At 63.4% G+C, this 25,548-nt stretch carries 27 protein-coding genes; 14 read left to right on the top strand and 13 right to left on the bottom strand.

Going from position 1 to position 25,548, the window contains the following annotated elements; genetic code table 11:
• The first annotated feature begins 269 nt into the window (after nt 1-269).
• Both EB231_RS26510 and EB231_RS26515 read left to right on the top strand, forming a co-directional pair.
• Complete coding sequence (locus EB231_RS26510) at nt 270-1,712, top strand: caspase family protein (protein ID WP_172351402.1); 1,443 nt, start codon at nt 270-272, stop codon at nt 1,710-1,712.
• Nucleotides 1,713-1,957: 245 nt separating this feature from the next.
• Nucleotides 1,958-3,055, top strand: a complete 1,098-nt coding sequence (locus EB231_RS26515) for a glycoside hydrolase family 25 protein (RefSeq protein WP_172351403.1) — start codon at nt 1,958-1,960, stop codon at nt 3,053-3,055.
• Between the two features lie 17 nt (nt 3,056-3,072).
• On the opposite strand, the gene purD is transcribed toward EB231_RS26515, so the two are convergent.
• Together purD and EB231_RS26525 are read right to left on the bottom strand one after the other, a co-directional pair.
• Nucleotides 3,073-4,350, bottom strand: a complete 1,278-nt coding sequence (gene purD / locus EB231_RS26520; RefSeq protein ID WP_172351404.1) for a phosphoribosylamine--glycine ligase — start codon at nt 4,348-4,350, stop codon at nt 3,073-3,075.
• A 154-nt stretch (nt 4,351-4,504) separates the two neighbouring features.
• Nucleotides 4,505-5,326 carry a phytanoyl-CoA dioxygenase family protein gene (locus EB231_RS26525; protein ID WP_172351405.1) on the bottom strand — a complete coding sequence of 274 codons (822 nt, stop codon included), beginning with the start codon at nt 5,324-5,326 and terminating at the stop codon, nt 4,505-4,507.
• Nucleotides 5,327-5,415: 89 nt separating this feature from the next.
• On the opposite strand from EB231_RS26525, the gene EB231_RS26530 reads away from it, so the two are divergent.
• Both EB231_RS26530 and ubiA read left to right on the top strand, forming a co-directional pair.
• Nucleotides 5,416-6,327, top strand: a complete 912-nt coding sequence (locus EB231_RS26530) for a LysR family transcriptional regulator (protein WP_172351406.1) — start codon at nt 5,416-5,418, stop codon at nt 6,325-6,327.
• Between the two features lie 69 nt (nt 6,328-6,396).
• Complete coding sequence (gene ubiA, locus EB231_RS26535) at nt 6,397-7,380, top strand: 4-hydroxybenzoate octaprenyltransferase (RefSeq protein WP_172351407.1); 984 nt, start codon at nt 6,397-6,399, stop codon at nt 7,378-7,380.
• A gap of 38 nt (nt 7,381-7,418) precedes the next feature.
• On the opposite strand, the gene EB231_RS26540 is transcribed toward ubiA, so the two are convergent.
• From EB231_RS26540 to EB231_RS26550, 3 genes are all read right to left on the bottom strand, one after another.
• Complete coding sequence (locus tag EB231_RS26540) at nt 7,419-7,985, bottom strand: DUF6101 family protein (RefSeq protein WP_056564066.1); 567 nt, start codon at nt 7,983-7,985, stop codon at nt 7,419-7,421.
• A gap of 184 nt (nt 7,986-8,169) precedes the next feature.
• On the bottom strand, nt 8,170-9,600 hold the full coding sequence (locus EB231_RS26545; RefSeq protein WP_172351408.1) for an FAD-binding oxidoreductase: 1,431 nt from the start codon (nt 9,598-9,600) through the stop codon (nt 8,170-8,172).
• Nucleotides 9,601-9,609: 9 nt separating this feature from the next.
• On the bottom strand, nt 9,610-10,584 hold the full coding sequence (locus tag EB231_RS26550) for an L-threonylcarbamoyladenylate synthase (protein ID WP_172351409.1): 975 nt from the start codon (nt 10,582-10,584) through the stop codon (nt 9,610-9,612).
• 175 nt (nt 10,585-10,759) lie between these two features.
• Between EB231_RS26550 and EB231_RS26555 the strand changes: the two genes are divergently transcribed.
• Both EB231_RS26555 and EB231_RS26560 read left to right on the top strand, forming a co-directional pair.
• Nucleotides 10,760-11,200 (top strand): hypothetical protein, encoded by a 441-nt coding sequence (locus tag EB231_RS26555; protein WP_172351410.1) that lies wholly within the window; start codon nt 10,760-10,762, stop codon nt 11,198-11,200.
• A 182-nt stretch (nt 11,201-11,382) separates the two neighbouring features.
• Complete coding sequence (locus EB231_RS26560) at nt 11,383-11,772, top strand: hypothetical protein (protein WP_172351411.1); 390 nt, start codon at nt 11,383-11,385, stop codon at nt 11,770-11,772.
• Between the two features lie 76 nt (nt 11,773-11,848).
• On the opposite strand, the gene EB231_RS26565 is transcribed toward EB231_RS26560, so the two are convergent.
• Both EB231_RS26565 and glyS read right to left on the bottom strand, forming a co-directional pair.
• Nucleotides 11,849-12,136, bottom strand: coding sequence for an ATPase (locus tag EB231_RS26565; RefSeq protein ID WP_172353027.1), 288 nt, complete (start codon nt 12,134-12,136; stop codon nt 11,849-11,851).
• 110 nt (nt 12,137-12,246) lie between these two features.
• On the bottom strand, nt 12,247-14,538 hold the full coding sequence (gene glyS, locus EB231_RS26570) for a glycine--tRNA ligase subunit beta (RefSeq protein WP_172351412.1): 2,292 nt from the start codon (nt 14,536-14,538) through the stop codon (nt 12,247-12,249).
• 225 nt (nt 14,539-14,763) lie between these two features.
• Between glyS and EB231_RS26575 the strand changes: the two genes are divergently transcribed.
• Nucleotides 14,764-14,940 carry a hypothetical protein gene (locus EB231_RS26575; protein WP_172351413.1) on the top strand — a complete coding sequence of 59 codons (177 nt, stop codon included), beginning with the start codon at nt 14,764-14,766 and terminating at the stop codon, nt 14,938-14,940.
• Nucleotide 14,941: 1 nt separating this feature from the next.
• Here the strand turns inward: EB231_RS26575 and EB231_RS26580 are convergent, their stop codons facing one another.
• The 6 genes from EB231_RS26580 to EB231_RS26605 form a co-directional block, all read right to left on the bottom strand.
• Nucleotides 14,942-15,862 (bottom strand): glycine--tRNA ligase subunit alpha, encoded by a 921-nt coding sequence (locus tag EB231_RS26580; RefSeq protein WP_172353028.1) that lies wholly within the window; start codon nt 15,860-15,862, stop codon nt 14,942-14,944.
• A gap of 169 nt (nt 15,863-16,031) precedes the next feature.
• Complete coding sequence (locus tag EB231_RS26585) at nt 16,032-17,807, bottom strand: tetratricopeptide repeat protein (RefSeq protein WP_172351414.1); 1,776 nt, start codon at nt 17,805-17,807, stop codon at nt 16,032-16,034.
• A 183-nt stretch (nt 17,808-17,990) separates the two neighbouring features.
• Nucleotides 17,991-18,428 (bottom strand): DUF1284 domain-containing protein, encoded by a 438-nt coding sequence (locus tag EB231_RS26590; RefSeq protein WP_172351415.1) that lies wholly within the window; start codon nt 18,426-18,428, stop codon nt 17,991-17,993.
• Nucleotides 18,425-19,018: a biotin transporter BioY gene (locus EB231_RS26595; protein WP_172351416.1), complete on the bottom strand. Its 594-nt coding sequence runs from the start codon at nt 19,016-19,018 to the stop codon at nt 18,425-18,427. The genes EB231_RS26590 and EB231_RS26595 overlap by 4 nt, the downstream gene beginning before the upstream one ends.
• Before the next feature lie 192 nt (nt 19,019-19,210).
• Complete coding sequence (locus EB231_RS26600) at nt 19,211-19,879, bottom strand: GntR family transcriptional regulator (RefSeq protein ID WP_172351417.1); 669 nt, start codon at nt 19,877-19,879, stop codon at nt 19,211-19,213.
• A 107-nt stretch (nt 19,880-19,986) separates the two neighbouring features.
• Entirely contained in the window at nt 19,987-21,003 is a 1,017-nt protein-coding gene (locus EB231_RS26605) for a polyprenyl synthetase family protein (protein WP_172351418.1), read from the bottom strand.
• Nucleotides 21,004-21,202: 199 nt separating this feature from the next.
• On the opposite strand from EB231_RS26605, the gene EB231_RS26610 reads away from it, so the two are divergent.
• The 7 genes from EB231_RS26610 to EB231_RS26640 all read left to right on the top strand — a co-directional run bounded on the left by EB231_RS26610 (nt 21,203) and on the right by EB231_RS26640 (nt 25,542).
• Nucleotides 21,203-21,427, top strand: a complete 225-nt coding sequence (locus EB231_RS26610; protein WP_172351419.1) for a putative signal transducing protein — start codon at nt 21,203-21,205, stop codon at nt 21,425-21,427.
• Nucleotides 21,427-22,242: a tRNA1(Val) (adenine(37)-N6)-methyltransferase gene (locus EB231_RS26615; protein ID WP_172351420.1), complete on the top strand. Its 816-nt coding sequence runs from the start codon at nt 21,427-21,429 to the stop codon at nt 22,240-22,242. The genes EB231_RS26610 and EB231_RS26615 overlap by 1 nt, the downstream gene beginning before the upstream one ends.
• A gap of 79 nt (nt 22,243-22,321) precedes the next feature.
• Nucleotides 22,322-23,182, top strand: a complete 861-nt coding sequence (locus EB231_RS26620) for a S49 family peptidase (protein WP_172351421.1) — start codon at nt 22,322-22,324, stop codon at nt 23,180-23,182.
• 141 nt (nt 23,183-23,323) lie between these two features.
• On the top strand, nt 23,324-23,509 hold the full coding sequence (locus EB231_RS26625; protein ID WP_013896713.1) for a membrane protein: 186 nt from the start codon (nt 23,324-23,326) through the stop codon (nt 23,507-23,509).
• Between the two features lie 26 nt (nt 23,510-23,535).
• A complete protein-coding gene (locus tag EB231_RS26630) occupies nt 23,536-24,423 on the top strand; it encodes a 4-(cytidine 5'-diphospho)-2-C-methyl-D-erythritol kinase (protein ID WP_172351422.1) in 888 nt (295 codons plus the stop codon).
• Nucleotide 24,424: 1 nt separating this feature from the next.
• Nucleotides 24,425-24,979 (top strand): molybdenum cofactor biosynthesis protein B, encoded by a 555-nt coding sequence (moaB, locus tag EB231_RS26635; protein WP_172351423.1) that lies wholly within the window; start codon nt 24,425-24,427, stop codon nt 24,977-24,979.
• 143 nt (nt 24,980-25,122) lie between these two features.
• Nucleotides 25,123-25,542 carry a GFA family protein gene (locus tag EB231_RS26640; RefSeq protein ID WP_172351424.1) on the top strand — a complete coding sequence of 140 codons (420 nt, stop codon included), beginning with the start codon at nt 25,123-25,125 and terminating at the stop codon, nt 25,540-25,542.
• Nucleotides 25,543-25,548 lie beyond the last annotated feature (6 nt).

Below are 25,548 nucleotides of genomic sequence, written 5' to 3' on the forward strand. Positions count from 1 at the left end.
GAATGTCGAATCGGTTTCCGCGTGCCGGCGCGGCTGCAGTCCTTGCCAAGCGAACCTTTTGAAGCGCGTGTAAGAGGATGTTTCGCGCCGCCCCGCTCGGCCTCTCAAACGCGGGTCGCGAGACCCTCGCCCTTTCTTTGAGGCGGTTTGTGATGTAAAATTCAATGGTCTTCGGAGATACGGGTTCCGGCGTCCGAGGGGGGCGGCGCATCAGCCGGACGGACACTTCGACGGCGCGAACGTTGTCGCAGCTGAAACGAGCCCGTGACATGACCTACAGTCTCTTCCGGCACTTTGCTGCAGTTCTGCTGGTCGTATTTTTCGGTTCGATGGGTGCCCAAGCCGCGGTCGAGGAAGTGCTTGCGTCAAAGCCAAGCAAGCGGCTTGCAATCGTCATTGGCAATTCGCATTACCAAAGCGCCCGCCTTCAACATTTGACCAATGCGGTAAACGACGCCACACAACTCTCCGAAAGTCTGAAAAGGCTGAATTTCGACGTGGTGACGGGGCTCGACCTTTCGTCGGACGGTTTTGCCAAGCTCTTTGACAGGGCCGACAGCAAACTCGCAACCGCCAGCGCCGTGGTGATCTTCTACGCCGGTCACGGCGTTCAGTTGCAGGGAGAGAACTATCTCCTGCCCGTCGATACACCCGATCCTGAAACCCTGGAAAAACTGACCGCGGGCGCGATCAGGCTAAACGACGTGATCGCAAAGTTTTCCAACCGGGAGAGGCAGACGTTTATCTTTCTTGACGCTTGCCGCAACAACCCGGTCGGCAAAGGCGCCAGCGTCATGGATGGCCTTGCCCAGGTGGAAGTGGGCGAAAACACGTTTGTCGCCTTCGCGACCCAGCCAGGCAACATCACGGCCGATGGCTCGGGAGACAACAGCCCCTTCACCACAGCCCTGTTGAGGAACGTTGAGATTCCCGGACTCAGCATCTCGGATATGATGATCCGCGTTCGCAACGAGACCGAGGCACTCACCGCAGGTCGTCAGGTTCCATGGGACCAGTCGAACCTTCGTGAGCAATTCTATTTCACCGAGCAACAAGAGCTCGACCCGGCTCAGTTGAGCGCTAGCCTGTCTCGCATTCTGTCGGACCCGGCCGCCAAGAAAAAACTGCAGGTCGAGCTTGCCTCCAATGACCTACAGACCGCCGTGCTTATCGTGGGACAAACATTGCGATCGGCCGAGATTTCAGCCCCGCCCGGCGCTCCACCGGAACCGGCAGGTACGCAGCTTGCCAGCCTTGAAGGAGCCCGGCAAAGCGTAGTTTCCGGTCTCGAGACATTGATCGTCGGCACGTCGGCCGATGAGCCGGGCCCTGCGAAAGCGACCGACCTAGCACGCAACATCCAGACGGAATTGCGCCGCTTGGGCTGCTATCGCATGACGGTTGATGGGGATTGGGGCAAGCACTCGGTCCAAGCTCTCAACAACTACTACAAGAACACCAGGCGGGCCGCATCGGGGACCGAGCCAACGGTTGAACTTCTGGGCGATCTCTTCTTGCACTCCGGCCGTGTCTGCAAGGATCCGGTCATCGTGAAGGTCAAGCCGGCGAAGGTCGCGTCGGACGCCGCTCCGCCGCGCAAAAAGGGAGCGGCGAGCCGAAAGACCTCCACGCCCTCACGTTCGCCATCGTCGCGTCCCGCCGCTCCCCCTCCCGACATCAGTGGCGGAATTGGGATTGGCGGTGTGTTCTAACCTGGCACAGGCTGCCCCGGCATCGAGAAGCATTCCTTAACCATGACGGTTCAGGATTTGCCTTTGATCAACGGGGATTCCCTGTTTTGAAATTGCAAAGGCGTTTCCATCGCCGTTCAAAGAGCGCTGTGCCAACGCTCGCCAAACCCTTTTTCCCTGGGCATGCCGCTTCTCTAAAACCTCTGTATATTTCCTGGCGACACGCACTGACGCCTCTGGCTTTCGCGGCGACCGTGGCGCTGTCGATGGCTGCGCAGGCTTCGGATTTCTCCGAGCCGTGGAAGAATGCCGACCGCGCCCTGGTGGTCGATGCCTACGAATACAATTCCATCGACTGGGCGCAACTTGCCACCGACAAGCGCATCGTCGGATTCATCAACAAGGCTTCCGACGGCATGCCGCCGCCCTATTTCTGTTTTGGCAGCGACACCGACGTGAAGCTCTGCAAGGCGCTGTGGAAACGCCATGCGGTGACGCGCGAACTGTTCCAGACGCGCCGGGTCGTGGCCAAGGCGCTCGGGATGAAATGGGGTGCCTATCACCTGGCCCGCCCGGGCAATCCGGTCGAGCAGGCCAATAATTTCCTCGATTTTGCCGATCCCGCGCCGGACGATCTCATGGTTCTCGACCTCGAGGGCAACGATCCCTCGCAATGGATGTCGCTCGACGATGCCGAGGAGTTCGTACGCCAGGTGCATCGGCGCATGGGTCGCTTCCCGGTGCTCTATACCAACGGCAAGACGGCCCAGTACATCGCCGACAATCGCTACAAGTACCGGCTCCTGTCGCGGCTGCCGCTTTGGTACGCCCGCTATAAACCCGATATCGACGTGCATTTTCCGATGGGCAACTGGCAAGGCTATGCGCTCTGGCAATTTTCCGCGCAGGCCAATTGCGGCCGCTTCCGTTGCCCCTACAGGGTTGCCGGCACGCCTAACGATATCGACGTCAACGTCGCACCAACCGATGCCGCCACGCTGCGCCAGCAATGGCCCTTTGGCGGGCTGATCGACGTGCCATCAGACTATCTTGCCAGCGTGCCGGTGCCGCTCTCGCGCGAGGCAGCGCTCGCCGGCAAGGCGACCCTGATCTATGCGGATGTGGCGACGCCGCCGACGTTCGAGGAAATGGTCGCGGTGCTTGGCTCGCGCTGGTCGAAATTCCGCGACGGGTTCCGCATGCCTGTGGTGAAGACGGTGCCGCGCCGGCCCGGCTTCGGCATTGTGCAATATGTTGCCTGGAAGCGAACCGAACAGCGCTCACCCGAGCAGCTCGACGCCGCCTTCGCCGGGGCCGATCCGGTCAGCACCGCTTCGACCGAAATCGACCGCGGCCAGCAATAAGCCGCCGTGCCGTAATCTCAGTTCGCCTGCTCGCGCGCCACGGCCTGCCAGCCGATGTCGCGACGGCAGAATCCGTCCGGCCAGTCGATCCGGTCGAGCGCGGCATAGGCCCGCGCCTGTGCCTCGCCGACCGTGGCTCCGGTTGCCGTGACATTGAGGACGCGGCCGCCATTGGCAACCAGTGCACCGCCATTGATGGCGGTGCCGGCGTGGAAGATCTGGACGCCTTCGCCCGCCGCCTGCTCGACGCCGCGGATGACGGAGCCTTTTTCCGGCGTGCCGGGATAGCCCCGAGCGGCCATCACCACGGTGAGCGCCGCCTCGTCGCGCCAGCGTATGGAAGTGTGCGCCAACTGGCCGTCCACGGCGGCGTTGAGCAGCACCAGCAAATCGTCCTTCAGCCGCATCATCAGCACCTGGCATTCCGGATCGCCGAAACGGGTGTTGTATTCGATCAGCTTCGGCCCCTTGTCCGTGATCATCAGCCCGGCGAACAGAATGCCGGCGAAGGGCGCGCCGAGCTCGGCCATGCCACGCATCGTCGGCTCGATGATTTCGCGCATGGTGCGCTCGACCATCTCAGGCGTCATCACCGGCGCCGGCGAATAGGCGCCCATGCCGCCCGTGTTGGGGCCGACGTCGCCGTCGCCAACGCGCTTGTGATCCTGTGCCGTGCCGAAGGGCAGTGCGGTGGTGCCGTCGCAGAGGCAGAAGAAGCTCGCCTCCTCGCCGGTCATGAACTCCTCTATCACCACTTCCGCGCCGGCGGCGCCGAAGGAACCTTCGAAACAGGCATCGAGTGCCGCCAGCGCCTCGTCCAGCGTCATGGCGACGGTGACGCCCTTGCCGGCGGCGAGCCCGTCGGCCTTGATGACGATCGGCGCACCAGTCTTCTCGAGATAGGCCTTGGCGGAGGCCAGATCGCCGAAACGGCCGTAGGCGGCGGTGGGGATGTTATATCGCGCGCAGAGGTCCTTGGTGAAACCCTTCGAACCCTCCAGCCGCGCGGCGGCTTTCGAAGGCCCAAAGACGCGGATGTTTTCTGCGCGCAGATCGTCGGCAATGCCGGCGACGAGCGGCCCTTCCGGGCCGACCACGACGAGGTCGATTTTTTTCTGCCGGCAGAAGGCGGCCACGGCGGCATGATCGGTGATATCTAGCTTCACCAGCTCGGCCTCGGCCCCGATGCCCGGATTGCCGGGGGCCGCGTAGAGCTTGGTCAGCAGCGGCGAGGCGGCAATCTTCCAGGCAAGCGCATGTTCGCGGCCGCCGGAGCCCAGAAGAAGAACGTTCATGGCCACCTCTTGATGCAAACCCTGGAGAGCACCCGCTATTGCTCTCCGGGCGACGGGTCAAGGCATCAGGGTGTTTTGATCAGAATTGCACACGGGAACGTTATCCCCGGCCAGATATGGGCGCCGATTTCTGGCGCCCATATTCTGGCCCGCTTCAGACGGGAAAAACCACCGGGAACCAGTCCTCGCGCAATTTCTGGCCCGGCTGCATGCCGTGGCCATGATAGGGCGGTGATGTTCGGCCTGGCCGCTCGACATAATGAGCATCGTCGCCGACCCAGCGCAGTGACAGTGCCCGACGCCGTGCCGCGGTAAGGTTGCCGCGCGCGCCATGCGCTGTGCGGAAGTCGAACAGGATGGCGTCGCCCGGCTCCATCTCCCATTCGAGAACCTTCATCGACGGATCGTTATCGGGATCGGGCACCGGCAGGTAGTCGCCCTCGCCGGCATAGAAATTGCTGTCGTCGAGCCAGCGCACCGGCAGGATCATCTTGTCCCATTTGTGCGAGCCGGCGATCAGGCGCAGCGTCGCCTCCTTTACCGGGTCGATGGGAATCCAGAAGCTCACCGTCTGCTGGCCGTCGACGAAATAGTAGGGGATGTCCTGATGCCAAGGCGTCGGCTTCTGCGTGCCGGGCTCCTTGACCAGAACGTGATCATGGAAGAACTGCGCGGTGCGCGACTGCATTACCGCCGCCGCCAGTTCGGCGGCCGGCGATTCGCGCACCACCCTGACGAATTCGGGAATACGCTCCCAGTTGCAGTAGTCATCGAAGAAACTGCCACGGCCGTTGGCGATGTCGGAAGCGGTGGCGCTGCGGTTTTGCATATTGCGCTCGATGCCGGCGGCAATCGTATCGACCCAGCCCTTGAAGGCGCCGCGGATGCAGACCGCGCCGTCACGCTGATAGTCGGCAATCGTATCCGCGTCGATCACGGGGGCGTCGGCAGTGTGGGTGGCAGCTTGGGAAGCCATCGCGTTCTCCTCTTGGAATGAACCGACTATCGCAATCCCCTCTCATTCAGTAAAATAATAACTTTCCATCTGATATATAGATTAGGCCTATGAACGTCACCCTCACGCAATTGCGCTATCTCGTCGCCGTGGCGCGCCATGGCAGCGTCACCGGCGCGGCAAAGATGCTGAACGTCTCACAGCCTTCAATTTCGGTGGCGATTGACGCAGTCGAAAAGAATTTCGGCCAGAAGCTGTTCGTACGCCAGCGGGGAAGTGGCGTGTCGCCGACATCGTTCGGTCGCGCTTTCGTGGCCAAGGCGAGACAGGTTCTCACCGAAACGGACGAACTTGTCAGCCTGGGTTCAAGCAAATCTGCTGTCGGCGGCGAACTGGTGCTGGGGTGCTTCGAGGATCTGGCGCCATTCTTCGCACCGGCGCTGCTCCGCGCCTTTTCCGAACGCTATCCCGCGGTGAAAGTCGTCGTTCGCGACGAGACGTTCGAGACGCTTGGGCGGCGGCTTGGCGATGCCGCCATCGATCTCGGCCTCACCTATGATCTCAGCTTGCCGACACATTTCGCGCGCATCCTGCTGCACGAACTTCGCCCGCACGCGCTGTTGCCGGCGGGCCATGCCCTGGCGGACCAACCATCGGTCAGCCTGGCGGACCTCGCCGCCTATCCGCTGATCACGACCGATCAGCCGCACAGCTGGCAGCATATGCTCGATCTGTTCCGCAGCCGCGGCCTCTCCCCGGTGGCCGACAGGGCAACGAGTTCATTCGAACTCCAGCGCAGCATGGTGGCGAACGGTTTTGGTGTCGCCGTCACCTACACCCGGCCGCACGGGGACAGCAGCTATGACGGACTGCCGTTGATCTGCAAGCCGCTATCGGATCCGCTGCCCATGCAGCGCATCATCCTCACCTATGACACGCATCAGCGCGTATCGAATGCAGCACTCGCATTTGTCGAAACAGCGAAGGCCTGGTTTTCCACGCGTGACATCTTCACCTCCTGACGGGTTGACGGTCGTCCCTCGCCGGCTTGCCGCTTGACGGTTTCCGCGCCTGCTGCCACTCCATGGAACATGGAACCTATCCAATCGAAAACGGCCCAGGGCCGCGTCGCCGATGCGCCGAATGGCCATTGGGTCTACCGGGTGCTGCCGCGCGCGATTTGGCCCTATGCACAGCTTGCGCGATGGGACAGGCCGATCGGCTGGCAATTGCTTCTGTGGCCGTGCTGGTGGTCGGCGGCGCTCGCGGCGAGCGCCTATCCACGCCCCGGCGATCCGCTGCTCACGCTGCTGCCGGCGCCATGGTATCTCGTGCTGTTCCTGGTCGGCGCCATCGCCATGCGCGGCGCCGGCTGCACCTACAACGACATCGTCGACGAAGGCATAGACAACCAGGTCGAGCGCACCCGCTCGCGGCCGCTGCCGTCCGGCCAGACCACGCGCCGGCGGGCCTGGCTGTTCCTTGTGCTGCAGGCCCTGGTCGGCCTTGCCGTGCTCCTGCAGTTCAACGGCTTCGCCATTCTGCTCGGCGTCTGCTCGCTGTCGATCGTGGCCATCTATCCATTCATGAAGCGGATAACCAACTGGCCGCAACTGTTTCTCGGCCTTGCCTTTTCCTGGGGTGCGCTGATGGGATGGGCGGTCGAGTTCGGCGATCTCGATGGCCCCGCCATCATGCTCTATATCGGCTCGATCCTGTGGGTGATCGGCTACGACACGATCTATGCGCATCAGGACAAGGAAGACGACGCCATTGTCGGCGTGCGCTCGACGGCACGGCTGTTCGGCGACAACACCAAGGCGTGGCTGGCGGGGCTTTATGGCGGTACGCTGATCTGCTTCGCCATCGCCTTTGCCTCGGCGCAGGCACCGGTGGTGGCGCTGGCGGGATTGATCGCCGCCGGCGCCCACATGGCCCGCCAGATCACGGTTCTGGATATCAACGATCCGGACCAATGCCTGCGGCTGTTCCGGTCGAACAACCAGGTCGGCTGGCTGATCTTCCTCGGCCTGATCGGCGGCGCATTGTGGGTGGCACTGAAGCCGCTGGTCTAGCGGCTTCGCCTTTCAGCAATCCCGAACCGGGGTCATGCTCAGTCGCGAGAAATAATCTCCTGGCCGCCGATGACCAGCCTGAGACCAAGGTTGCCGGCCCTGCGGCGGGCGAGGAAGCGCGGGCGGCGCGTGGTCGAAATGCGGCCCTTTCGGCGATCCTGCGGCGGCAGCGTCTTGATGGCGGCGCCGAGCGATTCTTCCAGCGTGCGGGCAACGCCGTCCGATTCGATCAGGAGCATCGGCAGGCGGTAGGCATCGGCCCAGGCGCGCCAGTCGGCGGCGACATCATCGAGGTCGTCGGCCACCAGCAGAGGCACCGACAGCATTGGGTCGTTGTGCAGGAGTTCGAGGGTAACCGTGACATTGCCGTCCGGATCCTCCATCGCGCGGGCGGCAACGCCGCGGAACGCATTGGCGGGCAGTGCGATGATCGCGGGCACGCCGCTCATCTCCAGCATGCGACGGATCACGGCGCCGCGCTGGTCAATGGTGAAGGTCACGTCGCCATAGTCGTCGCGTGTGGCGTAGCTAACCACCTGCGGCAGGCGGAATGGGTCGAGGCGCATGTTGCGTCCCGCCCAGACTGGCTTCAGTCCGGTGTTCATAGAGTGCCTTCCTGTCTGTCTCCTGAGAGCCGGTGTCCGGTTCTCTCCGGGCCAGTTTTCCCGGCCTCGTTATGGGGAAACAGTAGCGTGGGCTCCTTACCGTCGCGCTTAAGAAAGTCGGTTAAATTTTGCTGATCTCAGGGATGGTTATCGGAATGCCACCGGGCGCAAGATGTTGAAAGGATCAGATAACCTTACCGGGATTCATGATGCCGGCAGGGTCGAAGGCAGCCTTCACCCGGCGCATCAGATCGATGGCCATCGGCGGCGCGGTGGCGATCAGTTCGTCGCGCTTCAACTGGCCGATGCCGTGCTCGGCGGAGATCGATCCATGGAAGGACCGCACCACATCGTGCACGGCCTTGTTCATGGGATGATAAAGGGCAAGAAACGCCTCGTCGTCGCCGTCGAGCGGCCGCGAGATGTTATAATGAAGGTTGCCGTCGCCCATATGGCCGAAGCAGACCACGCGGGCGCCGGCACTGACCGAGGCCACCGCGCCGGCGGCCTCTTCGATAAAACGCGGGATCGATGCTATCGGCACCGAAATGTCGTGCTTGATCGAAGCGCCTTCCGGCTTCTGGCATTCAGGGAGCGTCTCGCGGAAATTCCAGAAGGCGTCGCCCTGGGCAAGGCTTGCCGCGACCACCGCATCGCCAACGATGCCTTGCTCGAGACCATCCGCCAGCACCTCCTCGATCAGAGCCCGGCCGTCGGTATCCGAGCGGCCGGAGGAAACCTGCATCAAGACATACCAGGGCCAGTCATCGGCCAGCGGTCGTACGACACCTTGACCATGCCTGAGCGTGAAATCGTAAGGTCTCTTGCCGATCAGTTCAAAGGCCGTGAGCGAAGCGCCGGCGCGGTCCATCGCCAGGCTGAACAGCGCCAGTGCCGCCTCGGGCGACGACAGTCCGGCGAAAGCGACCTCGCGCCCCTTCGGCTTCGGGAACAGTTTCAGCACGGCGGCGGTGATGATGCCGAGCGTGCCTTCGGCGCCGACGAACAGGTTCTTCAAATCGTAGCCGGTGTTGTCCTTCTTGAGCTTGCGCAGATCGTCGAACACCTCGCCGGTCGGCAACACCACTTCGACGCCGAGGCACAGTTCGCGCGCGTTGCCGTAGGCCAGCACGCCGGTGCCACCGGCATTGGAAGACAGGTTGCCGCCGATCTGGCAGGAGCCTTGCGCGGCGAGCGACAGCGGAAACAGCCGGTCGGCGGCGTCGGCCGCCTCCTGCAGCGTCTGCAGGATAACGCCGGCCTCCGCCGTCACTGTGTTCGATAGAACATCGATCTCGCGAATGCGGTTCAGCCGCGACAGCGACAGGATGATCTCGCGGCCGGATCTGTCCGGCACCTGGGCGCCGACCAGCCCGGTGTTGCCGCTTTGCGGCACGACCGGCGTTCCCGTCTCGGTCGCCAGCCGCATGATCCGGCTGATCTCTTCGACACTGCCCGGTCGCAGCACCAGCGATGTCGCGCCATGCCAGAGCCCGCGCCGCTCGATGAGATAGGGCGCGATGTCCTGTTCGTCGCGCAGCGTGTATTTGTCGCCAACGATCGCCGCGAAGCGATCGATGAGAGCGGGATCAAGTTTTTGCGAAATGTCGGTCATGTGGGAAAACTACGGTGCGGGCTGTACATTGTCACGAGGGGCGGCGGCACGCGAGAGCCGGTCGTTGATGGCCTCGCCAAGACCATCGAAAGGAATCGTCTCAACGGCGATGGTGCGCGCGCCGCTGCGGTCGAGTTCCTGCATATAGGCGAAAAGATTGCTTGCCGCTTCGCGCAGGTCACCGGTTTCAGACAAATTGAGGAACGCTGCGGCATCACGCCAGCCTTCGGCCCGCTGATCCCCAAAGGCAAGCAGAGCTTCGCCTTCGCCGACCGTTCCTGCATTGAGCCGCATCGCCGCCCCCGGCGCGTAGTGGGAGGCAAGCATGCCCGGCGCCTCGATGCCGGCGGCACCGCCACGCAGCAGTTTCACACCAATGGCCGCCTCGATCTCCTCGGCGGCAACGCCGCCGGGCCGCAGCAGCCACAAGCTCCCCCCTTCGGCCTTGAGGATGGTCGATTCCAGCCCGACCGGCGTCGCGCCGCCATCGACCACCAGCTTGATGCGCGCGCCGAGATCCGCCGCCACCGCTTGTGCCGTCGTCGCGCTGATCTTGCCGGATGAGTTGGCGCTGGGGGCGGCAAGTGGCCGGCCGAGCTTTGCGATGAGGTCACCGCCAAAGCCCCTCGGCATGCGCAAGGCGATCGTATCCAGCCCGGCCGTGACCAGCGGATGGATGCCGTTGCCGGGCCGCTGCGGCAGCACCAGCGTCAGCGGACCCGGCCAGAACGCCTGCGCCAGTCTCCTCGACAGCGGATCGAATATAGCGATGCGCTCGGCCATCGCCATGTCGGCGACATGGGCGATCAGCGGATTGAAACGCGGCCGCCCCTTGGCCTCGAAGATGCGCGCCACGCCGATGCCGTTGGTGGCATCGCCGGCAAGCCCATAGACGGTCTCCGTCGGGATGGCCACGACATCGCCGCCCTGAAGCAGAGCCAACGCCCGCTCCAACGCTTCGTCGACGGCAAGTATCTCAGCCATTCTCGTCACCTCGCAGATGCCGGCTGCGTAGTACGATGGCGGCTATTGGGCAAGCCGGCTGTTGGGCAAGAGGGTCTTGGCGATTTATCAATTCCTAAAATGCTACGTTTCCGCGAAAGCCGGTATCAATTCCGGTCCGCTACCGTCAGGGCCTGGGCAAAGGGGAGTGGCCATCGTGTCTGTGCGTATCCTGCTGGGGATCACTCTGGCGGCGTTGAGCGGTGGAGCTCAGGCCTCGTCGCTTGTCTTTCCCGGCGCGCCGGCCGCGACACCCTCCATCCTTGCCTTGAAGGCGGACGGCATCCAGGCAGGCGACGTGCTCTCCGTCGTTGCGCTCGGCGAACCCGAGGTTACTGATGAAAAGGTGGCGGCGATCCCCAACGCGCCCGAGCCACGGCACGGTTTCATGCCAGGCCCGATGATCATTCGTGGCGGCGTGGTCGGCGGCGACTTCTCGACACCGACGCAAGTCAAGGCACCGGCCACGACCGCCACCCCTGCTCCCGCTCCAGCCCAGGCGACCGCCTCGGCGGCTCCGGCGTCGGGCATGCAGAAGAAGCCGACCGCACCGGCAGCCGCATCGACCCCCGCGGCTGGGACCGGCAAGGTCAAGTAGCCGCCACAAATTGCTGGGCTGGCCAGATCGTTGACAGCTTGACGGCGCCCTGCGCACCATTGCCGTGCGAGTTCGTCCTGGCGTATCTGGCCGCTCGAAGCCGCCGCCTGGATTTGGTCAAGCGATTCGGGCACAGGGACGGCTCTGGCAGACGGGCTTCGTCGTTCAAAAGGGGGTTGATCATGAGACTATCCAAGACCGTTACCGTGGCCGCGCTTTTGCTGGCATCGCTGCTGGGTGCCAGCGCGGCGCAAGCCGATGACATGCTGGGATCCTATGTGGCGCGTATTTCCGATCGGGATCACCAGGCGAGCGACGGCTATGCGCTGGACAGCGCCGCGCAGATGGTGCGGCAGGATCGCGCCAACTGGCACAAATTCCATCGCCGCGACCGCGACGATGAGGGTGATGCGTGGTTCAGGACCAACGACCAGCGCGCCGATCTGCAGCGCATGCTGGAGCGTCCCGGCGCGATGAGTTCCTCGACCAAGCGCGCCATCGTCAATGGCGAACCGCTGATCCAGGTCGATGTCTACGAAAACAGCGTGCGGGTCAGCATCCTGGAGAACTGACAAGCATCCGGGAAGACGATAAAAAGGGCGGCGCCGCTGCGCCGCCCCCTCTTCCCGACAGAACCGGATTGAAATCTCAGGCCGCTTCTTCCTTGTCGTCGTCTTCCTCGGACTCGGCGTCTTCTTTTTCGTCCTCGGCGTCGTCGCCTTCGGCTTTCACGGCTTCATCGTCGCCTTCGTCAGACTCTTCGCCGTCTTCATCGTCGCCTTCTTCGTCATCGCCATCCTCGTCGTCATCCGACAGATCGGCGGCTTCGACCGTGGCGGCGGCGGCGTGATCGATGGCGGTTTCGGAAGCGGATTCAAGCGCCTCGGCGGCGGCCGAGGTTTCTTCAGTCACTTCGATTTCGTGATCGGAATTCATGGGAGCCTCCGTTGGGTTGGGGAACATGTCCCTTCTGCCACGCAGAGATCATCGTCATATGACTGTAAGCCGGCTCGAACGGCCGGCTTACAGATATTTTTCCTGAGCGCTCAACCAGCGATTTTCGAGAAATCAGCGACCTGACCGGTGGCCGCGCGGATGCGCGTGAGAAGCGCCAGACGGTTGGCTCGCACCGCCAGGTCTTCATCGTTCACGAGAACGGCTTCAAAGAATGAATCAACGGGTTCGCGCAACGCGCTAAGCGCCAGCATCGCGGCGGAAAAGTCTTCGTTTTGAATCGCTTCGCCGGCTTGCTTCTCGGCCTGATTCACCGCAGCGAACAGCGATTTCTCGGCATTCTCCTTGAACAGAGCCGGCTCAACGGTTTCGGCGACCGCCGTTTTCTTCTTCTCTTCGGCCGCCAGGATGTTGGCCGCACGCTTGGTGCCGGCGAGCAAGTTCTTGCCGTCCTCGGTTTCGAGGAAGGAGCCCAACGCCTCGACGCGGCGGACGATCTGCAGGAGATCGTCGGACTGCGGCGTGATGACGGCATCGATGAGATCGTGCCGGGCGCCCTGGTCGCGAAGGTAGACTTTCAGACGGTCGTGGAAAAAGGCGAGGAGATCGGAGCCGATCTTCTCAAACGCCGGCACCTCCATTGGAAACTCCCGAGCACCCTTGGCCAAAAGCTCCTTAGCAGAGGTCATCTTTGGATCAATCTCGCTGCCTTCAAACCAGCGTTTCTCAGTTTCCCAATCCATGTTCCTATTCGATATTAGCGCAGAGGCAAGCTCGCCTGCTTTCGTCACGAGAGGCGCATAGAGCTTCAACCCTACTTCATTCTCTAGGACCAATCTGACTACCCCAAGGGCAGCCCTGCGCAAGGCATAGGGGTCCTTCGAACCCGTGGGCTTTTCGTCGATGGTCCAGAAGCCAACCAGCGTATCGAGCTTGTCGGCAAGCGCCACTGCGATCGACACTGGCTCACTCGCCACGCGATCGGACGGGCCCTGCGGCTTGTAGTGTTCCTCGATGGCCGCAGCCACGGAGGGATTCTCGCCCTGGAGCAGCGCGTATTTGCGGCCCATGGCGCCCTGCAGTTCCGGGAACTCGCCGACCACTTCGGTGGTGAGATCGGCCTTGGCGAGAACGGCGGCGCGAGCGGCGAGCGCGGGATCGGCGCCCACGATCGGCGCCAGTTCTTCGGCGAGCCGCTTGATCCGCTCCACCCGCTCGCCTTGCGTGCCGAGCTTAGCGTGGAACGTCACATTGAGATGGTCGAGGCGGGCCATGCGCTGGTCGAGCGGCTTTTTCAGATCGAGCCCGAACTTTTTCGCCGAAGCTTCGAGCCGGCCGAGATCCGGCAGATCGCCCTGGTCGGTCGTCCAGAAATAGAGCGCGTCGGAGAGGCGCGCGCGCACCACCTTGCCGTTGCCGTGGGCAATTTCCTTGCCGCCGTCCCTGGCCTCGATGTTGGAAGTGAGGATGAAGCGGTTGGACAGCGCGTCGCCCTCACCTTGCGGGCGCGTGACAAAGCACTTCTGGTTGGCGCGGATGGTCAGCCGGATCACTTCGGCCGGAATGGCGAGGAAAGCCTCTTCGAACTCGCCCAGCAGCACGACAGGCCATTCGACCAGCCCCGACACCTCTTCCAGCAAGCCTTCGTCCTCGACCAGGTCGAGCCCGTTGGCGAAGGCGAGGTTGCGGGCGTCGGCGAGGATGATCTCCTTGCGCCGGTCGGCATCGAGCACGACCTTGGCGGCCTCAAGCTTGCTCACATAGTCGTCGAAGCGGCGCACGGTGATTTCAGCCGGCGCGAGGAAACGGTGGCCGTAGGTGATGTTGCCCGAGCGGACGCCGTCGATCTCGAAATCGACCACGACAGGCTCCTCGGTCTCCGGGCCGAAGGTGCACAGGATCGATTGCAGCGGCCGCACCCAGCGCAGCGAGCCCGGCTTGGCCGAGGCCGGCCCCCAGCGCATCGATTTCGGCCACGGGAAATTGCGGATGATGCCCGGCACCAGTTCGGCGATGATCTCTTCGGCCGCCCTGCCCGGCTTCGAAATGTGGGCGACGTAGAAGTCGCCCTTCTTCGGGTCGGAATGGACATGCGCCTCGGCGACCGAAGACAGCCCGGCCTTGCGCAGGAACCCCTGGACCGCCTGTTCAGGCGCCGTTGTCGACGGCCCCTTGATCTCCTCGCTTATGTCCTTGGAGCGCGCCGTCAGGCCCCTGATGTCGAGCGTCAGGCGCCGCGGCGTCCAGTACTCGCGCGCCGCCTCATAGGTCAGACCCGCCTCGACCAGACCATCGGTCAGCATCTTCTTGAGATCACCGGCCGCCTTGCGCTGCATGCGGGCGGGAATCTCTTCCGAGCGGAGTTCTAGAAGCAGGTCAGGCATGGTTGGGGCTCACGCGGCAAAATGGTCCGGGCGGGGCATAGCAACTCGGCTGGCCGCTGTCACCCTTTCCGCGAGGTGATCGTCGACTTCGGCTGATTTCCAGAAATTTTGGCTGCCCTGTCGGGCCCCGGCGATCCGGCCCGTCCTTGGATCGAAGATTTCCATGAACCGAACGCAGCGCTGAAGCGACCCACGCTCAGGCAGGGAACTATTGGCTGAACGACGATGAAAACGACATCCAGACTTCTGCAGATCCTCGCGCTCAGCGCCTGCTTCACCGCGCAGGTCCACGGCGCCTTTTCGATGCCGGGCGTGCGGCAGGCGCTGCGGACGATGGCCGGACAAAGCGGCCAGATCCTGTCGCCGATCAACGCTTCCCTCGAAATGATAAGGGGTGCCTGACTCAGGCCGCCAAACCACCAGCCTGCGTCTTCAAGAACGCCTCGCCGCAGGCCTTCGCCAGATTGCGCACCCGCAAGATGTAGCTCTGCCGCTCGGTGACCGAGATCACGCCGCGTGCGTCAAGCAGGTTGAAGACATGGCTGGCCTTGATGCACTGGTCGTACGCCGGGAAGACCATCTTGTGCATCGGCAGATTGTCGTTCGAAGCCGGTGCGCCGGCATCGAGCAGCGCCTTGCATTCGGCCTCGGCGTCCTCGAAATGCCTGAGCAGCATCGCTGTGTTGGCGTATTCGAAATTGTGGCGCGAATATTCCTGCTCTGCTTGCAGGAAGACGTCGCCATAGGTCACCTTGTCGACGCCCTCGCGGCCGTTGAAGTTGAGGTCGTAGACATTGTCGACGCCCTGCACATACATGGCCAGCCGCTCCAGCCCATAGGTCAGTTCGCCGGCCACCGGCGCACATTCGATGCCGCAAACCTGCTGGAAATAGGTGAACTGCGAGACTTCCATCCCATCGCACCAGCATTCCCAGCCAAGCCCCCAGGCGCCCAGCGTCGGGCTTTCCCAGTCGTCCTCGACAAAGCGGATGTCATGCAGCAGCGGGTCGACGCCGATCGCCTGAAGCGAACCGAGATAGAGCTCCTGCAAGTTCGGCGGGTTCGGCTTCAGGATCACCTGGTATTGGTAGTAATGCTGGAGCCGGTTCGGGTTCTCGCCGTAGCGGCCATCCTTGGGACGGCGCGAGGGCTGGACGTAGGCAGCGTTCCAACGACGCGGCCCGAGCGCGCGCAGCGTCGTTGCCGGATGAAACGTGCCTGCGCCGACCTCCATGTCGTAGGGCTGGAGGATGACGCAACCATAGGCCGCCCAGTAATTGTGCAAGGTCAGGATCAGCCCCTGGAACGAGCGGCTGGGATGCATATGGGCGGGAATTTCAATCGTCACGGTTGGCCTCGACAGCAAAGGCTAGCTTGCCGGCACGTCCTAGAGACACGACGGCGAAGCGTCAAGCAAGGCACGCCGGATGCGGCTCCCGAAAGGGCGCAGCGGGGCTCCCAAAGAAGCCCCGCTCGCATTCAAAAAGCCGATTTCACCCCTTCGGGGCAGGCACCGGCTCGGGCTTGACCTTCGGGGTTTCCTGCGCCGTGTTGGATTCGATCGGCGGCAGGCCCTTCATCAGCTTCTGCTGCAGCGTGGCCAGCACGTCGGGATCGGGCTTCAGGTCGCGGGCCTGGTTCCACTGGAAAGTGGCTTCCAGCTTGCGGCCGACGCGCCAGTAGGCGTCGCCGAGATGATCGTTGAGAACCGGATCTTCCGGCTTCAGCGATACGGCACGCTCCATCTCGCGCACCGCGTCATCGAACCTGCCGAGCCGGAAATAGGCCCAACCGAGCGAATCCACGATGTAACCGTCGCTCGGCCTGAGGTCGACGGCCTTCTGGATCATCGCCAGGCCTTCCTTGAGGTTGGTGTTCATGTCGACCCAGGAATAGCCGAGATAGTTCAGCACCTGAGGCTGGTCCGGCTGCAATTCCAGCGCCTTGCGGAAATTCGGCTCGGCTTTTGGCCATTCCTTGAGGCGCTCATAGGCGATGCCGCGCTGGTAGAAAATGTTCCAGTTGGCCGCGGTCGGCGTCTTCAGCACCTCGACAGCCTTGTCGTAGAGGTTGGCGGCGGAGCGGAAATCATCCTTGGAGGAATAGACGCCGCCGAGCGCCAGATAGGCGCGCATGTCGTTGGGATGGGCGTCGACGAAGGCCTTCAGGTGGGTGATCGCCTCGTCATGGCGGTTGAGATCGGCAAGGTTGAGGCCAAGCTGCAAGTCCGAAAGCTCTTTCAGCGGCGAAGAATCAGGGATGCGCCGATAGAGCGCGATGGCGCCCTCGCCGTCCTTCAGCTGTTCGGCGACAGCGGCGAGTTGCACGAGGGCCGCGTCGCTGTCAGGCCTCAGAGCCAGGGCGTATTGCAGGTAAAGACGGACGAACGGCTCGCCGCCGCCACGGTTGAGCGCGGTGGCGAGATCGAGCAGGATTTCGGAAGCGCCGTCGGACGGACCTGAGACAAACGGCGCGATCTTGTCGCCCTTGGCGATCCTGTCGCGCAAGGTGACGATTTCGAGCTTGCCCGGCGAAAACGTTTCGGCCTGATCCAGCACCGATATCGCCTTGGCCTTGTCGCCCTTGCGGGCCAGGAACGAGGCATAGGCCTGGGCATTGCGCATCCAGGTTTCAGGCGCCGCGCCGCCGGCGGCCGTGTCCTGCATCGTCGCGGCGTAGATCGCCTCGGCCTTCTCGGGCATGTTGGAGGCATCGGCGATCAGCGCGCGGTGGAAGGACTTGAACAGGCCGAACCAGTCCGGGCCCTGAAGCTTGTCGATGGAGGCCATTGCATCGCTGGCCTGGCCGGCACCCTGTTGGGCCCAACCGGACATGACGCCGGAGATCAGCCGGTCGAGGTCGGATTCCAGCGACAGCTTGAGCCAATACTGCGCCTTGGTGAAATCCTTCTTGTGGAAGGAATCGACGGCCAGCGCCAGGCGCGAGAAGCGCTCGACATCGGGCACTTCCTTGAGCTTGTCGGCATAGACCAGGGATTCGTCGAAGCGGCCTTGCGCGATCAGCGACAGCATCAGGCTCTGTTGCAGGCCGGTGTCGCTCGGGTCGAAGGCCAGGGCCTGCTTGTAATAGGCGATGGCGCTGTCGAGGTCGTTGTCGCCTTCGGCGATCCGGGCAGCCAGATAGGCACCCGAGAACGAGGAAATCTTGACCGGTTCGGTGGATTGCTTGGCATAGGCCGGCAAAGCCGAGATCGCCATGCCGGTCACAATTGCCAGCCTTGTCAGCCAGCGCGCTCGTCCTTGCTGCATCGTATCCCTTTCAGCCAGGCGCCATCTCCGCGTCAGCGGGATCGACGTAGACTCGATCTTTCCGGGCAAAGCATGGCCTTTTTGGGGTCACGCTTCAATCCGCCTGAAATTCACAATCGGGTCAGCCGATTAACAAACCATGGCTGCAGCGGATTTTCGACCGGGGAAAAGCCGGCGTCAAGGTCAGCGCGGCACGACGGATCGCTGCACCTTAGTATTGGGAAAGCCGCCGGCCGCTATCGCGCCGCACAACTCGTTCCATTCGCAGCCGCCGCAAGCCTTGCGTACGCCACCAACGGAAAACGCCCGGCGCATCAGCGCCAGTGTTGCCACATCGAGATCGAGGCGGATGCCGGGTTGGACTGGCAGGGCCAGCAAGTCCTCGACATTGCGTGCCGCAAGCCGGTCCCGCTCGATGACGCTCTGGTTGAGACAATGCGGTTCCGGCCCGTCGAGCAACGGCGCGCAGACATCATCCGGACCGGAGACGAGGAGGATGTCCTCGCCACGGCTCAGGCGCTCCGCGATCCCGTCATAATTGGCGGTGAAGGCGGGGCTGTATCCCTTGCCCACATAGGTGAGCAGGCAAAGGAGGTGATGGGCGCGCAGCCTAACCGTCACGGATTGGCCGGCTTGGCGTTGCCGCCGCGAAGCGCCATGAGTGTCGCCGCACCAAGCGCCGACTTCAGCAATCCGCCGACGATGAACGGCAGGAAGCCGAAGGTTATGGCCTTCTCGGCGCCGATCATGACGGCAAGCCATGCCGTGCCCAGAACCAGGCAGGCAAGGTTGCCGAGCAGCATGGCGGCGAAGGCAAGCACCACCCTGTTGCTGTTCCAGCCGCGTTCGGCCAGCCAGCCGACAAGCGCGCCGACAACCGGGAAAGCGAAGAGATAACCGCCCGTCGGCCCGACGAAATAGGACGCGCCCCCTACCCCTCCGGACAGGACTGGGAAGCCCACAGCGCCCTCGACCAGCCAGGCGGCGATGGTGATGGCGCCAAGCCGCCAGCCGTAGAGCGCGCCGATCAGTGTTACCGCGAAGGTCTGCATGTTTACCGGGACCGGCACCATCGGCACCTCGATGTAGGACGCCAACGCCAGGAACAGCGTGCCGAGCACGACGGCTCCGACCTGCCAGCCGAGAGCGCGATCCTGGAGCCTGAGCGGGCTGAAAGAAGGTTTGCGGGAGTTGAATGCGATGTCTGCCATTGGGATACCTTCGACCGATTTGAAATTATAGATAATCTCTGTTTTCGATCTATTATCGAATCCACATTTTCGCCGGGATAGCAAGCCTCCGCTTGGTGGGGATGGCCTAAAAGCGCGTCGCGACGCGGCTTAGGGCAGTGTTTCATGCCTGTCGTTCCCCCAAAGCAGGGAGCCACTTTTGGGCGACATGCCTCAACCCACGATCGCGAAGGCTTCGCGCGTCGCGCCGGAGGCCGTCCTGACCGGCTTGCGGCCGATCCATTGGACATGGCGTCCCAGCGTTGCAGCTGCCGATTCGGTGTTTCCCTGCCGCAAGGCGGTCAATATCGCCCGGTGGTCCTGGTCGGTGCGTGCCTCCCACTCCGAACGCCATGCCGCGAACAGAAAGCGCGCACTGGCGGCATGCAGATCATCGATGGTGGCGAGCAGGCGGGGCATGGCGCATGGCGCCAAAATCAGCCGGTGAAAGGCGCGGTTGGCTTCTTCCCATGACCTGACGTCGCGGGACTTGTCGCCGGCCTTGGTCGCCTCCTCGGCGAGGTCGAGAATGGCTGACGTCAGATGCGGCGCGGCATGACGTAGCGCCAGCACTTCGAGTGCCGCCCGCATTTCGGCGACCTCCTTGACCTCGCCAAGATCGAATGCGGCGACACGCACGCCGCGGCGCGGTTCGCTGACGGCCAGGCCTTGCGCCTCCAGGCGGCGGAACGCCTCGCGCACCGGAACATGGCTGGTGTGGAATTCCTCGGCGACATGATCCTGGCGCAGCCTGGCCCCCGGCTCTATCGCGCCAGAGATGATGCGGTCCGCCAGCACCTTGCTGATGCGCACCGCGATGGTGTCGTCCGTGCCTTTTGCCATGTTTTATAGATAATTTGCGGCAGGGCAGCTTGTCGAGATGGCGACGCCGTATTCATTGGCGTTCTCCCCAGCACAAGCCAAGGGAATTCCGGGAAAGGCCGGCCTTCTCAGTTCACCCGGCTGATGCAGAAATCGATGACGTCGATCAGCGCCGATTTCTGCGGCGTTTCTTCCAGCGGCGCTAGCGCGTCGCGGGCGATCTCGCCGAAATGGCGGGCGCGGCCGATCGTATCGGCGATGGCGCCATGGCGGGTCATCAGGCCGATCGCCTTTTCCAGGCCCGCGTCGTCGACGATATTGTCCTCGATGGCACGTTTCCAGAAGGTGCGCTCGGCCTTGGTGCCGCGCCGGTAGGCGAGAATGACCGGCAGGGTCACCTTACCCTCGCGGAAATCATCGCCGACATTCTTGCCCAGATCCTTGCTGGCGCCGCCATAGTCCAGCGCATCGTCGATCAGCTGGAAGGCAAGGCCGAGATTCATACCGTAGGAGCGCAGGGCCGCGCGATCGTTGCGGGTCGCCTGGGCAATGACGGGGCCGACTTCGGCGGCGGCCGAAAACAGTGCGGCGGTCTTGGCCTTGATGACGGCGAAATGCTCGTCCTCGGTGGTCTCCAGGTTCTTGGCTGCGGCAAGCTGCATGACCTCGCCCTCGGCGATGATCGAGGCCGCGCTCGACAGGATGTCGAGCGCCTCGAGGGAGCCGACATCGACCATCATGCGGAAGGCCTGGCCGAGCAGGAAGTCGCCGACCAGCACGCTCGCCTGGTTGCCCCAGATCATGCGGGCAGTCTTCTTGCCGCGTCGCATCCCGCTCTCATCGACGACATCGTCGTGGAGAAGCGTGGCCGTGTGCATGAACTCGACCGAGGTGGCGAGCTTGACGTGACCCTCGCCGGCATAGCCGAACATCTGCGCGGCGGCGAGCGTCAGCATCGGCCTGAGCCGCTTGCCGCCGGACGAGATCAAATGGTTGGCGACCTCGGGAATCATCTCGACGTCGGAGCCGGCCTTGGACAGGATCAATTCGTTCACGCGCCCCATATCGGCGGCCGTCAGATCGATCAGATCCTTGATGGAGGCGGGTTCCCGCTTCCCGTTTTCGATGTTGAGAACGACACCCACGACAATCACTCCCGTCTTGGTATAACGCGTGCGACGGCACCCTTAGTCCCAGTATGGACTCTAGGGCGGCGGACACGGCCACGGCAAGTGGCGAATTGGCGCGGCGTCGGTAACAGCCTGTCAACCGCTGGGGGAGCGAGGCTCGGCCAGGGAATCTCCGCCCGTTTACATCAATAGCGCAAACTGCGAGTTTCATCAGATGATAGAACTTGTCCGCACAAACGATGCCGTGATCATCTCCTTCGTCGAATCGCTGATGCGCGACGCCGGCATCGCCTTCTTTGTCGCCGATCAGAATATGAGCATTCTCGAAGGATCGATCGGTCTTTTGCAGAAGCGCGTGATGGTCGACGCCGACCAGGTCGATGCCGCGCGGCGTATCCTGACGGACGCCGGCATCGCCAACGAGATCCGCACAAAATAATGCCGGCCGCGCCAGCCGCCCCTGCCCTTGACACCCTTGGCCCGGACACGCCGGCCCATACGGTCGATGCCTTCCATCGCGGCCGGTTCTGGCTGGTGCAACCCAAGCATGGCGGCCATCGCGCCGGCATGGATGCGATGATGCTGGCGGCGTCCGTACCGTCCGCCTTTGGCGGACGCCTCGCCGATTTCGGCGCCGGCGCCGGCGCCGCCGGCCTGGCCGTGCTGTCGCGATGCCCGGCTGCCCAGGCCGTGCTGGTCGAACGCGCGCCGGAAATGGCGGCCTTTGCCGCGGCCACCCTTGCTCATCCCGGCAATGCCCATCTCAGCGATCGCGCATCCGTGCTCGTCGCCGATGTCACAGTATCCGGCCAGGCCCGGGCGGCGGCAGGTCTGGCCGACAATGACTTCGACTACGTCATCATGAATCCGCCCTTCAACGCCGCCCGGGACCGCGCCACGCCTGACCGGCTGAGAAAGGAAGCCCATGTCATGGAGGACGGGCTGTTCGAAAGCTGGATCCGCAGTGCGGCGGCGGTTGTCAAGCCGCGCGGCGGGTTGGCCGTCATCGCACGGCCCGAACAGCTAGGCGCCATCCTCGACGCGATCGCAGGCCGTTTCGGCGATGCCGAGATGCTCGCCGTGCACCCTCGCCCCGACGCGGCGGCGATCCGCATCGTCGTGCGCGCAGCGCTGGGAACCCGCGGAAAACTCGCCATCCGTCCGCCCCTGATGCTGCACGCGCAATCGGGCAATGGCCCCGACGAGCGCAGCGAAATGATCGCCAACGGTCTCGCCTCGCTGTTTGGAGATTGAGCTATTCCTGGCCGCCACATTGCCGTTGGCCGGGAAATCCCTACATGCCTGCAACCCATCGACCGGAGACCGCGTCCTCGTGAAACGTCTTTTCAACCGCCTGCTGCCGAAATCCTGGCGCTCCACCGTCGTCACCATTCCGGTCATCCGGCTGCACGGCACCATCATGTCGGGCGGCCAGTTCCGGCAGAACCTGTCGCTGGCCTCCACCGCCGGCCTCATCGAGAAGGCCTTTTCCTTCGACGCGCCGGCGGTCGCCGTCTCGATCAATTCGCCCGGCGGCTCGCCGGTGCAGTCGCGGCTGATCTTCAAGCGCATCCGCGACCTGGCGAACGAAAAGAACAAGAAGGTTCTGGTCTTCGTCGAGGACGTCGCCGCCTCCGGCGGCTACATGATCGCGGTCGCCGGTGACGAGATTTTTGCCGATCCCTCCTCCATCGTCGGCTCCATCGGCGTGGTCTCGGCCTCGTTCGGCTTCCCTGAACTGATGAAGAAGATCGGCGTCGAGCGCCGTGTCCACACCGCCGGCCAGAACAAGGCGGTGCTCGATCCATTCAAGCCCGAGAAGAAGGAGGACATCGAGCGGCTGAAGGCGTTGCAGCTGGAGGTGCACGGCACGTTCATCGATCTGGTCAAGGAGCGGCGCGGCACGAAACTGAAGGACGATCCGGACCTGTTCACCGGCCTGTTCTGGACCGGCAAGAAAGGCCTGGAACTCGGCCTCGTCGATGCGCTCGGCGACATGCGCACCGTGCTGAAGACCCGGTTCGGGGCGAAGACCCAGCTCAGGCTGGTCTCGGCGCCGCGGGGCTTCCTCAGCCGCTTCGGCCTGTTCGGCTCGAGCAGGGGCTTTTCGGCGCCCGATATCGCCGGCGCCGCGGCCAGTGGCATCATCGATGCGGCGGAAGAGCGCGCGCTGTGGGCTCGCTTCGGGCTTTGAAAACCGGGCGAAACCGTCTAGCATGAGTGCTTGTAGTCTCATGCATGTCGTTTTCCCAAAACCGGACACAGTTTTTGGGCAACATGCACCAACCGACCCGACCGGCCGCCTTCGCCGGCCCAGCGTGGGAGGAGTTTTGACATGCCGCAGATCATTTTCTTCACCGTCGTCGGCGTCGCCGCCTATTTCGGCTACCGCACTTTCGTCCGGGAAGCCGAGCGCGTGACGGCCAAGGTGCGGCGGACTGAAAAGCAGGCGGCCAACGGCGCTATGGGTACGCTGGTCAAGGATCCGAAGACCGGCGAATACCGGCTGGCCAAGGACTGAGCATCATCCCCCACACGACTGACGCCGTGGACACCGAAATCGGTTCGCGCACCTGGCCCGCGCATGCCAAGATCAATCTGGCACTCCATGTCACCGGCAGGCGGCCTGACGGCTATCATCTGATTGAAAGCCTGGCGGTGTTCACGCGTTTTGGCGACCGGGTCGAAATCGCGCTCGCCGACAGCGACGATTTCACCGTGTCCGGCCGTTATGCGCCCGCGGTTCCTCTCGACGCCAGCAATCTCGTGCTGAAGGCGCGCGATGCCCTGCGACGAGAGGCCGGCTCCGCACGAACTCCGCCGGTTGCCATAAAACTCGAAAAGAACCTGCCGGTCGCCTCCGGCGTCGGCGGCGGATCGAGTGACGCGGCGGCCGTATTGCGCGGGCTGGTGCGGACATGGGACCTGGCCATCGACGACGCCAAGCTGGCGCGGATCGGTCTCTCGCTTGGCGCCGACGTCCCGATGTGCCTGGCGGCAAAACCGCTGGTGGCGCGCGGCATTGGTGACGAGCTGTCGATGGTGCCGGATTTTTCGGCGCTTGGACTGGTGCTGGTCAATCCGGGCAAGCCGGTGTCGACGGCGGAAATCTTCGCAGCGCTATCCCGCCGCGACAATGAACCACTGGCGCCGCTGCCGCGCAGCATCGATTTTCACAGCCTGCGCAACTGGCTGGAGGTCACCCGTAACGATCTCGAACCGGTAGCCGTGGCGCTGCAGCCCGCCATAGGCCGGGCGCTGTCGTGGCTTGATAAGGCCGGATCGGGGTTTTCACGCATGTCCGGATCGGGCGCGACATGCTTCGGTCTGTTCGAGACCGGCAATGTCGCCAAGCGGGCGGCAGCCGAAATACGCGGCCGCCAGCCCGACTGGTTCGTCGCGGCGACGCGCAGCATGGCATCGGAGGCTGAGTGAGATGGCTGGGATTAACGAGAGCCGTTCGTTCATTCCGGTTCGCATCGCGGTGCTGACCGTTTCCGACACGCGCAGCCTTGCCGACGACAAATCCGGCCGGACATTGGCCGATCGCATCATCGAGGCCGGCCACATCCTGGCCGCCCGCGATGTCGTCACCGATGACCGCGACAAGATCCGCGACACGGTCCTGGCGTGGTCGCGGGACAAGAATATCGATGTCGTCATCACCACCGGCGGCACCGGCTTCACCGGGCGTGACGTGACACCGGAGGCGCTGGAGCCGATGTTCGAAAAGCGCATGGACGGCTTTTCCGAAGTGTTCCACCGCATCTCCTACGACAAGATCGGCACCTCGACGATCCAGAGCCGGGCGACCGGTGGCGTCGTCAACGCCACTTTCGTCTTCGTGCTGCCGGGCTCGCCCGGCGCCTGCAAGGATGCCTGGGACGGCATCCTGAAGGCGCAGCTCGACTACCGTCACATGCCGTGCAATTTCGTCGAGATCATGCCGCGCCTGGACGAACATCTGCGGCGCGGGAAGTCGACTCCGTAAAAGCCGAGGGCAAAGCCCCGGTTTCACGCCGCGTTTGCCAGGCAGAACGGCGCCGGCGCCTTCGAAAGGCCATTCCAAACCGGATGCCGGAGAAAGTACCTTCTCGTGGAACGGCAATAGCCGATCCCGACAAGGACGATGCGATGACCGAGCATACCGGCGGATGCCATTGCGGCAACATACGCCTTCGATTTTCAACCGAACTCGATCCATCGCAAATCGAAGTCCGCGCCTGCCAATGCTCGTTCTGCATCAAACATGGCTCGCGCGCCGTCGCCGATCCGGACGGCAGGCTGATTGTCTCGGTCGGGGATATCGAGCGATTACGCAAATACCGGTTCGGGCTGAGGACGGCCGACTATCTGATCTGCGCGGATTGCGGCGTCTATGTCGCCGCGATCGCCGGAGACGACGCGAAAGCAATCGTCATCATCAGTGCCATGGACGACCAAAAGGCGTTCAGCCGCGAGCCTGTCCCTGTCGATTTCGACGGGGAAAGCAGAGAGCAACGCGAAGCCAGGCGTCGCCTCCGCTGGATGCGGGTCGAGATCAGCTTCGACTGATCCCGC

The organism is Mesorhizobium sp. NZP2298 (genome assembly GCF_013170825.1).
In the GTDB taxonomy this organism is placed as follows: Bacteria; Pseudomonadota; Alphaproteobacteria; order Rhizobiales; family Rhizobiaceae; genus Mesorhizobium.

What these genes read in the sequence shown, in the direction of transcription:
- EB231_RS26510 (WP_172351402.1), top strand. Translation starts at nt 270, where the DNA reads ATGACCTACAGTCTCTTCCGGCACTTTGCTGCAGTTCTGCTGGTCGTA.
- EB231_RS26515 (WP_172351403.1), top strand. Translation starts at nt 1,958, where the DNA reads ATGGCTGCGCAGGCTTCGGATTTCTCCGAGCCGTGGAAGAATGCCGAC.
- purD (WP_172351404.1), bottom strand. Translation starts at nt 4,350, where the DNA reads ATGAACGTTCTTCTTCTGGGCTCCGGCGGCCGCGAACATGCGCTTGCC.
- EB231_RS26525 (WP_172351405.1), bottom strand. Translation starts at nt 5,326, where the DNA reads ATGGCTTCCCAAGCTGCCACCCACACTGCCGACGCCCCCGTGATCGAC.
- EB231_RS26530 (WP_172351406.1), top strand. Translation starts at nt 5,416, where the DNA reads ATGAACGTCACCCTCACGCAATTGCGCTATCTCGTCGCCGTGGCGCGC.
- ubiA (WP_172351407.1), top strand. Translation starts at nt 6,397, where the DNA reads ATGGAACCTATCCAATCGAAAACGGCCCAGGGCCGCGTCGCCGATGCG.
- EB231_RS26540 (WP_056564066.1), bottom strand. Translation starts at nt 7,985, where the DNA reads ATGAACACCGGACTGAAGCCAGTCTGGGCGGGACGCAACATGCGCCTC.
- EB231_RS26545 (WP_172351408.1), bottom strand. Translation starts at nt 9,600, where the DNA reads ATGACCGACATTTCGCAAAAACTTGATCCCGCTCTCATCGATCGCTTC.
- EB231_RS26550 (WP_172351409.1), bottom strand. Translation starts at nt 10,584, where the DNA reads ATGGCTGAGATACTTGCCGTCGACGAAGCGTTGGAGCGGGCGTTGGCT.
- EB231_RS26560 (WP_172351411.1), top strand. Translation starts at nt 11,383, where the DNA reads ATGAGACTATCCAAGACCGTTACCGTGGCCGCGCTTTTGCTGGCATCG.
- EB231_RS26565 (WP_172353027.1), bottom strand. Translation starts at nt 12,136, where the DNA reads ATGAATTCCGATCACGAAATCGAAGTGACTGAAGAAACCTCGGCCGCC.
- glyS (WP_172351412.1), bottom strand. Translation starts at nt 14,538, where the DNA reads ATGCCTGACCTGCTTCTAGAACTCCGCTCGGAAGAGATTCCCGCCCGC.
- EB231_RS26575 (WP_172351413.1), top strand. Translation starts at nt 14,764, where the DNA reads ATGAAAACGACATCCAGACTTCTGCAGATCCTCGCGCTCAGCGCCTGC.
- EB231_RS26580 (WP_172353028.1), bottom strand. Translation starts at nt 15,862, where the DNA reads ATGCATCCCAGCCGCTCGTTCCAGGGGCTGATCCTGACCTTGCACAAT.
- EB231_RS26585 (WP_172351414.1), bottom strand. Translation starts at nt 17,807, where the DNA reads ATGCAGCAAGGACGAGCGCGCTGGCTGACAAGGCTGGCAATTGTGACC.
- EB231_RS26595 (WP_172351416.1), bottom strand. Translation starts at nt 19,018, where the DNA reads ATGGCAGACATCGCATTCAACTCCCGCAAACCTTCTTTCAGCCCGCTC.
- EB231_RS26600 (WP_172351417.1), bottom strand. Translation starts at nt 19,879, where the DNA reads ATGGCAAAAGGCACGGACGACACCATCGCGGTGCGCATCAGCAAGGTG.
- EB231_RS26610 (WP_172351419.1), top strand. Translation starts at nt 21,203, where the DNA reads ATGATAGAACTTGTCCGCACAAACGATGCCGTGATCATCTCCTTCGTC.
- EB231_RS26615 (WP_172351420.1), top strand. Translation starts at nt 21,427, where the DNA reads ATGCCGGCCGCGCCAGCCGCCCCTGCCCTTGACACCCTTGGCCCGGAC.
- EB231_RS26625 (WP_013896713.1), top strand. Translation starts at nt 23,324, where the DNA reads ATGCCGCAGATCATTTTCTTCACCGTCGTCGGCGTCGCCGCCTATTTC.
- moaB (WP_172351423.1), top strand. Translation starts at nt 24,425, where the DNA reads ATGGCTGGGATTAACGAGAGCCGTTCGTTCATTCCGGTTCGCATCGCG.
- EB231_RS26640 (WP_172351424.1), top strand. Translation starts at nt 25,123, where the DNA reads ATGACCGAGCATACCGGCGGATGCCATTGCGGCAACATACGCCTTCGA.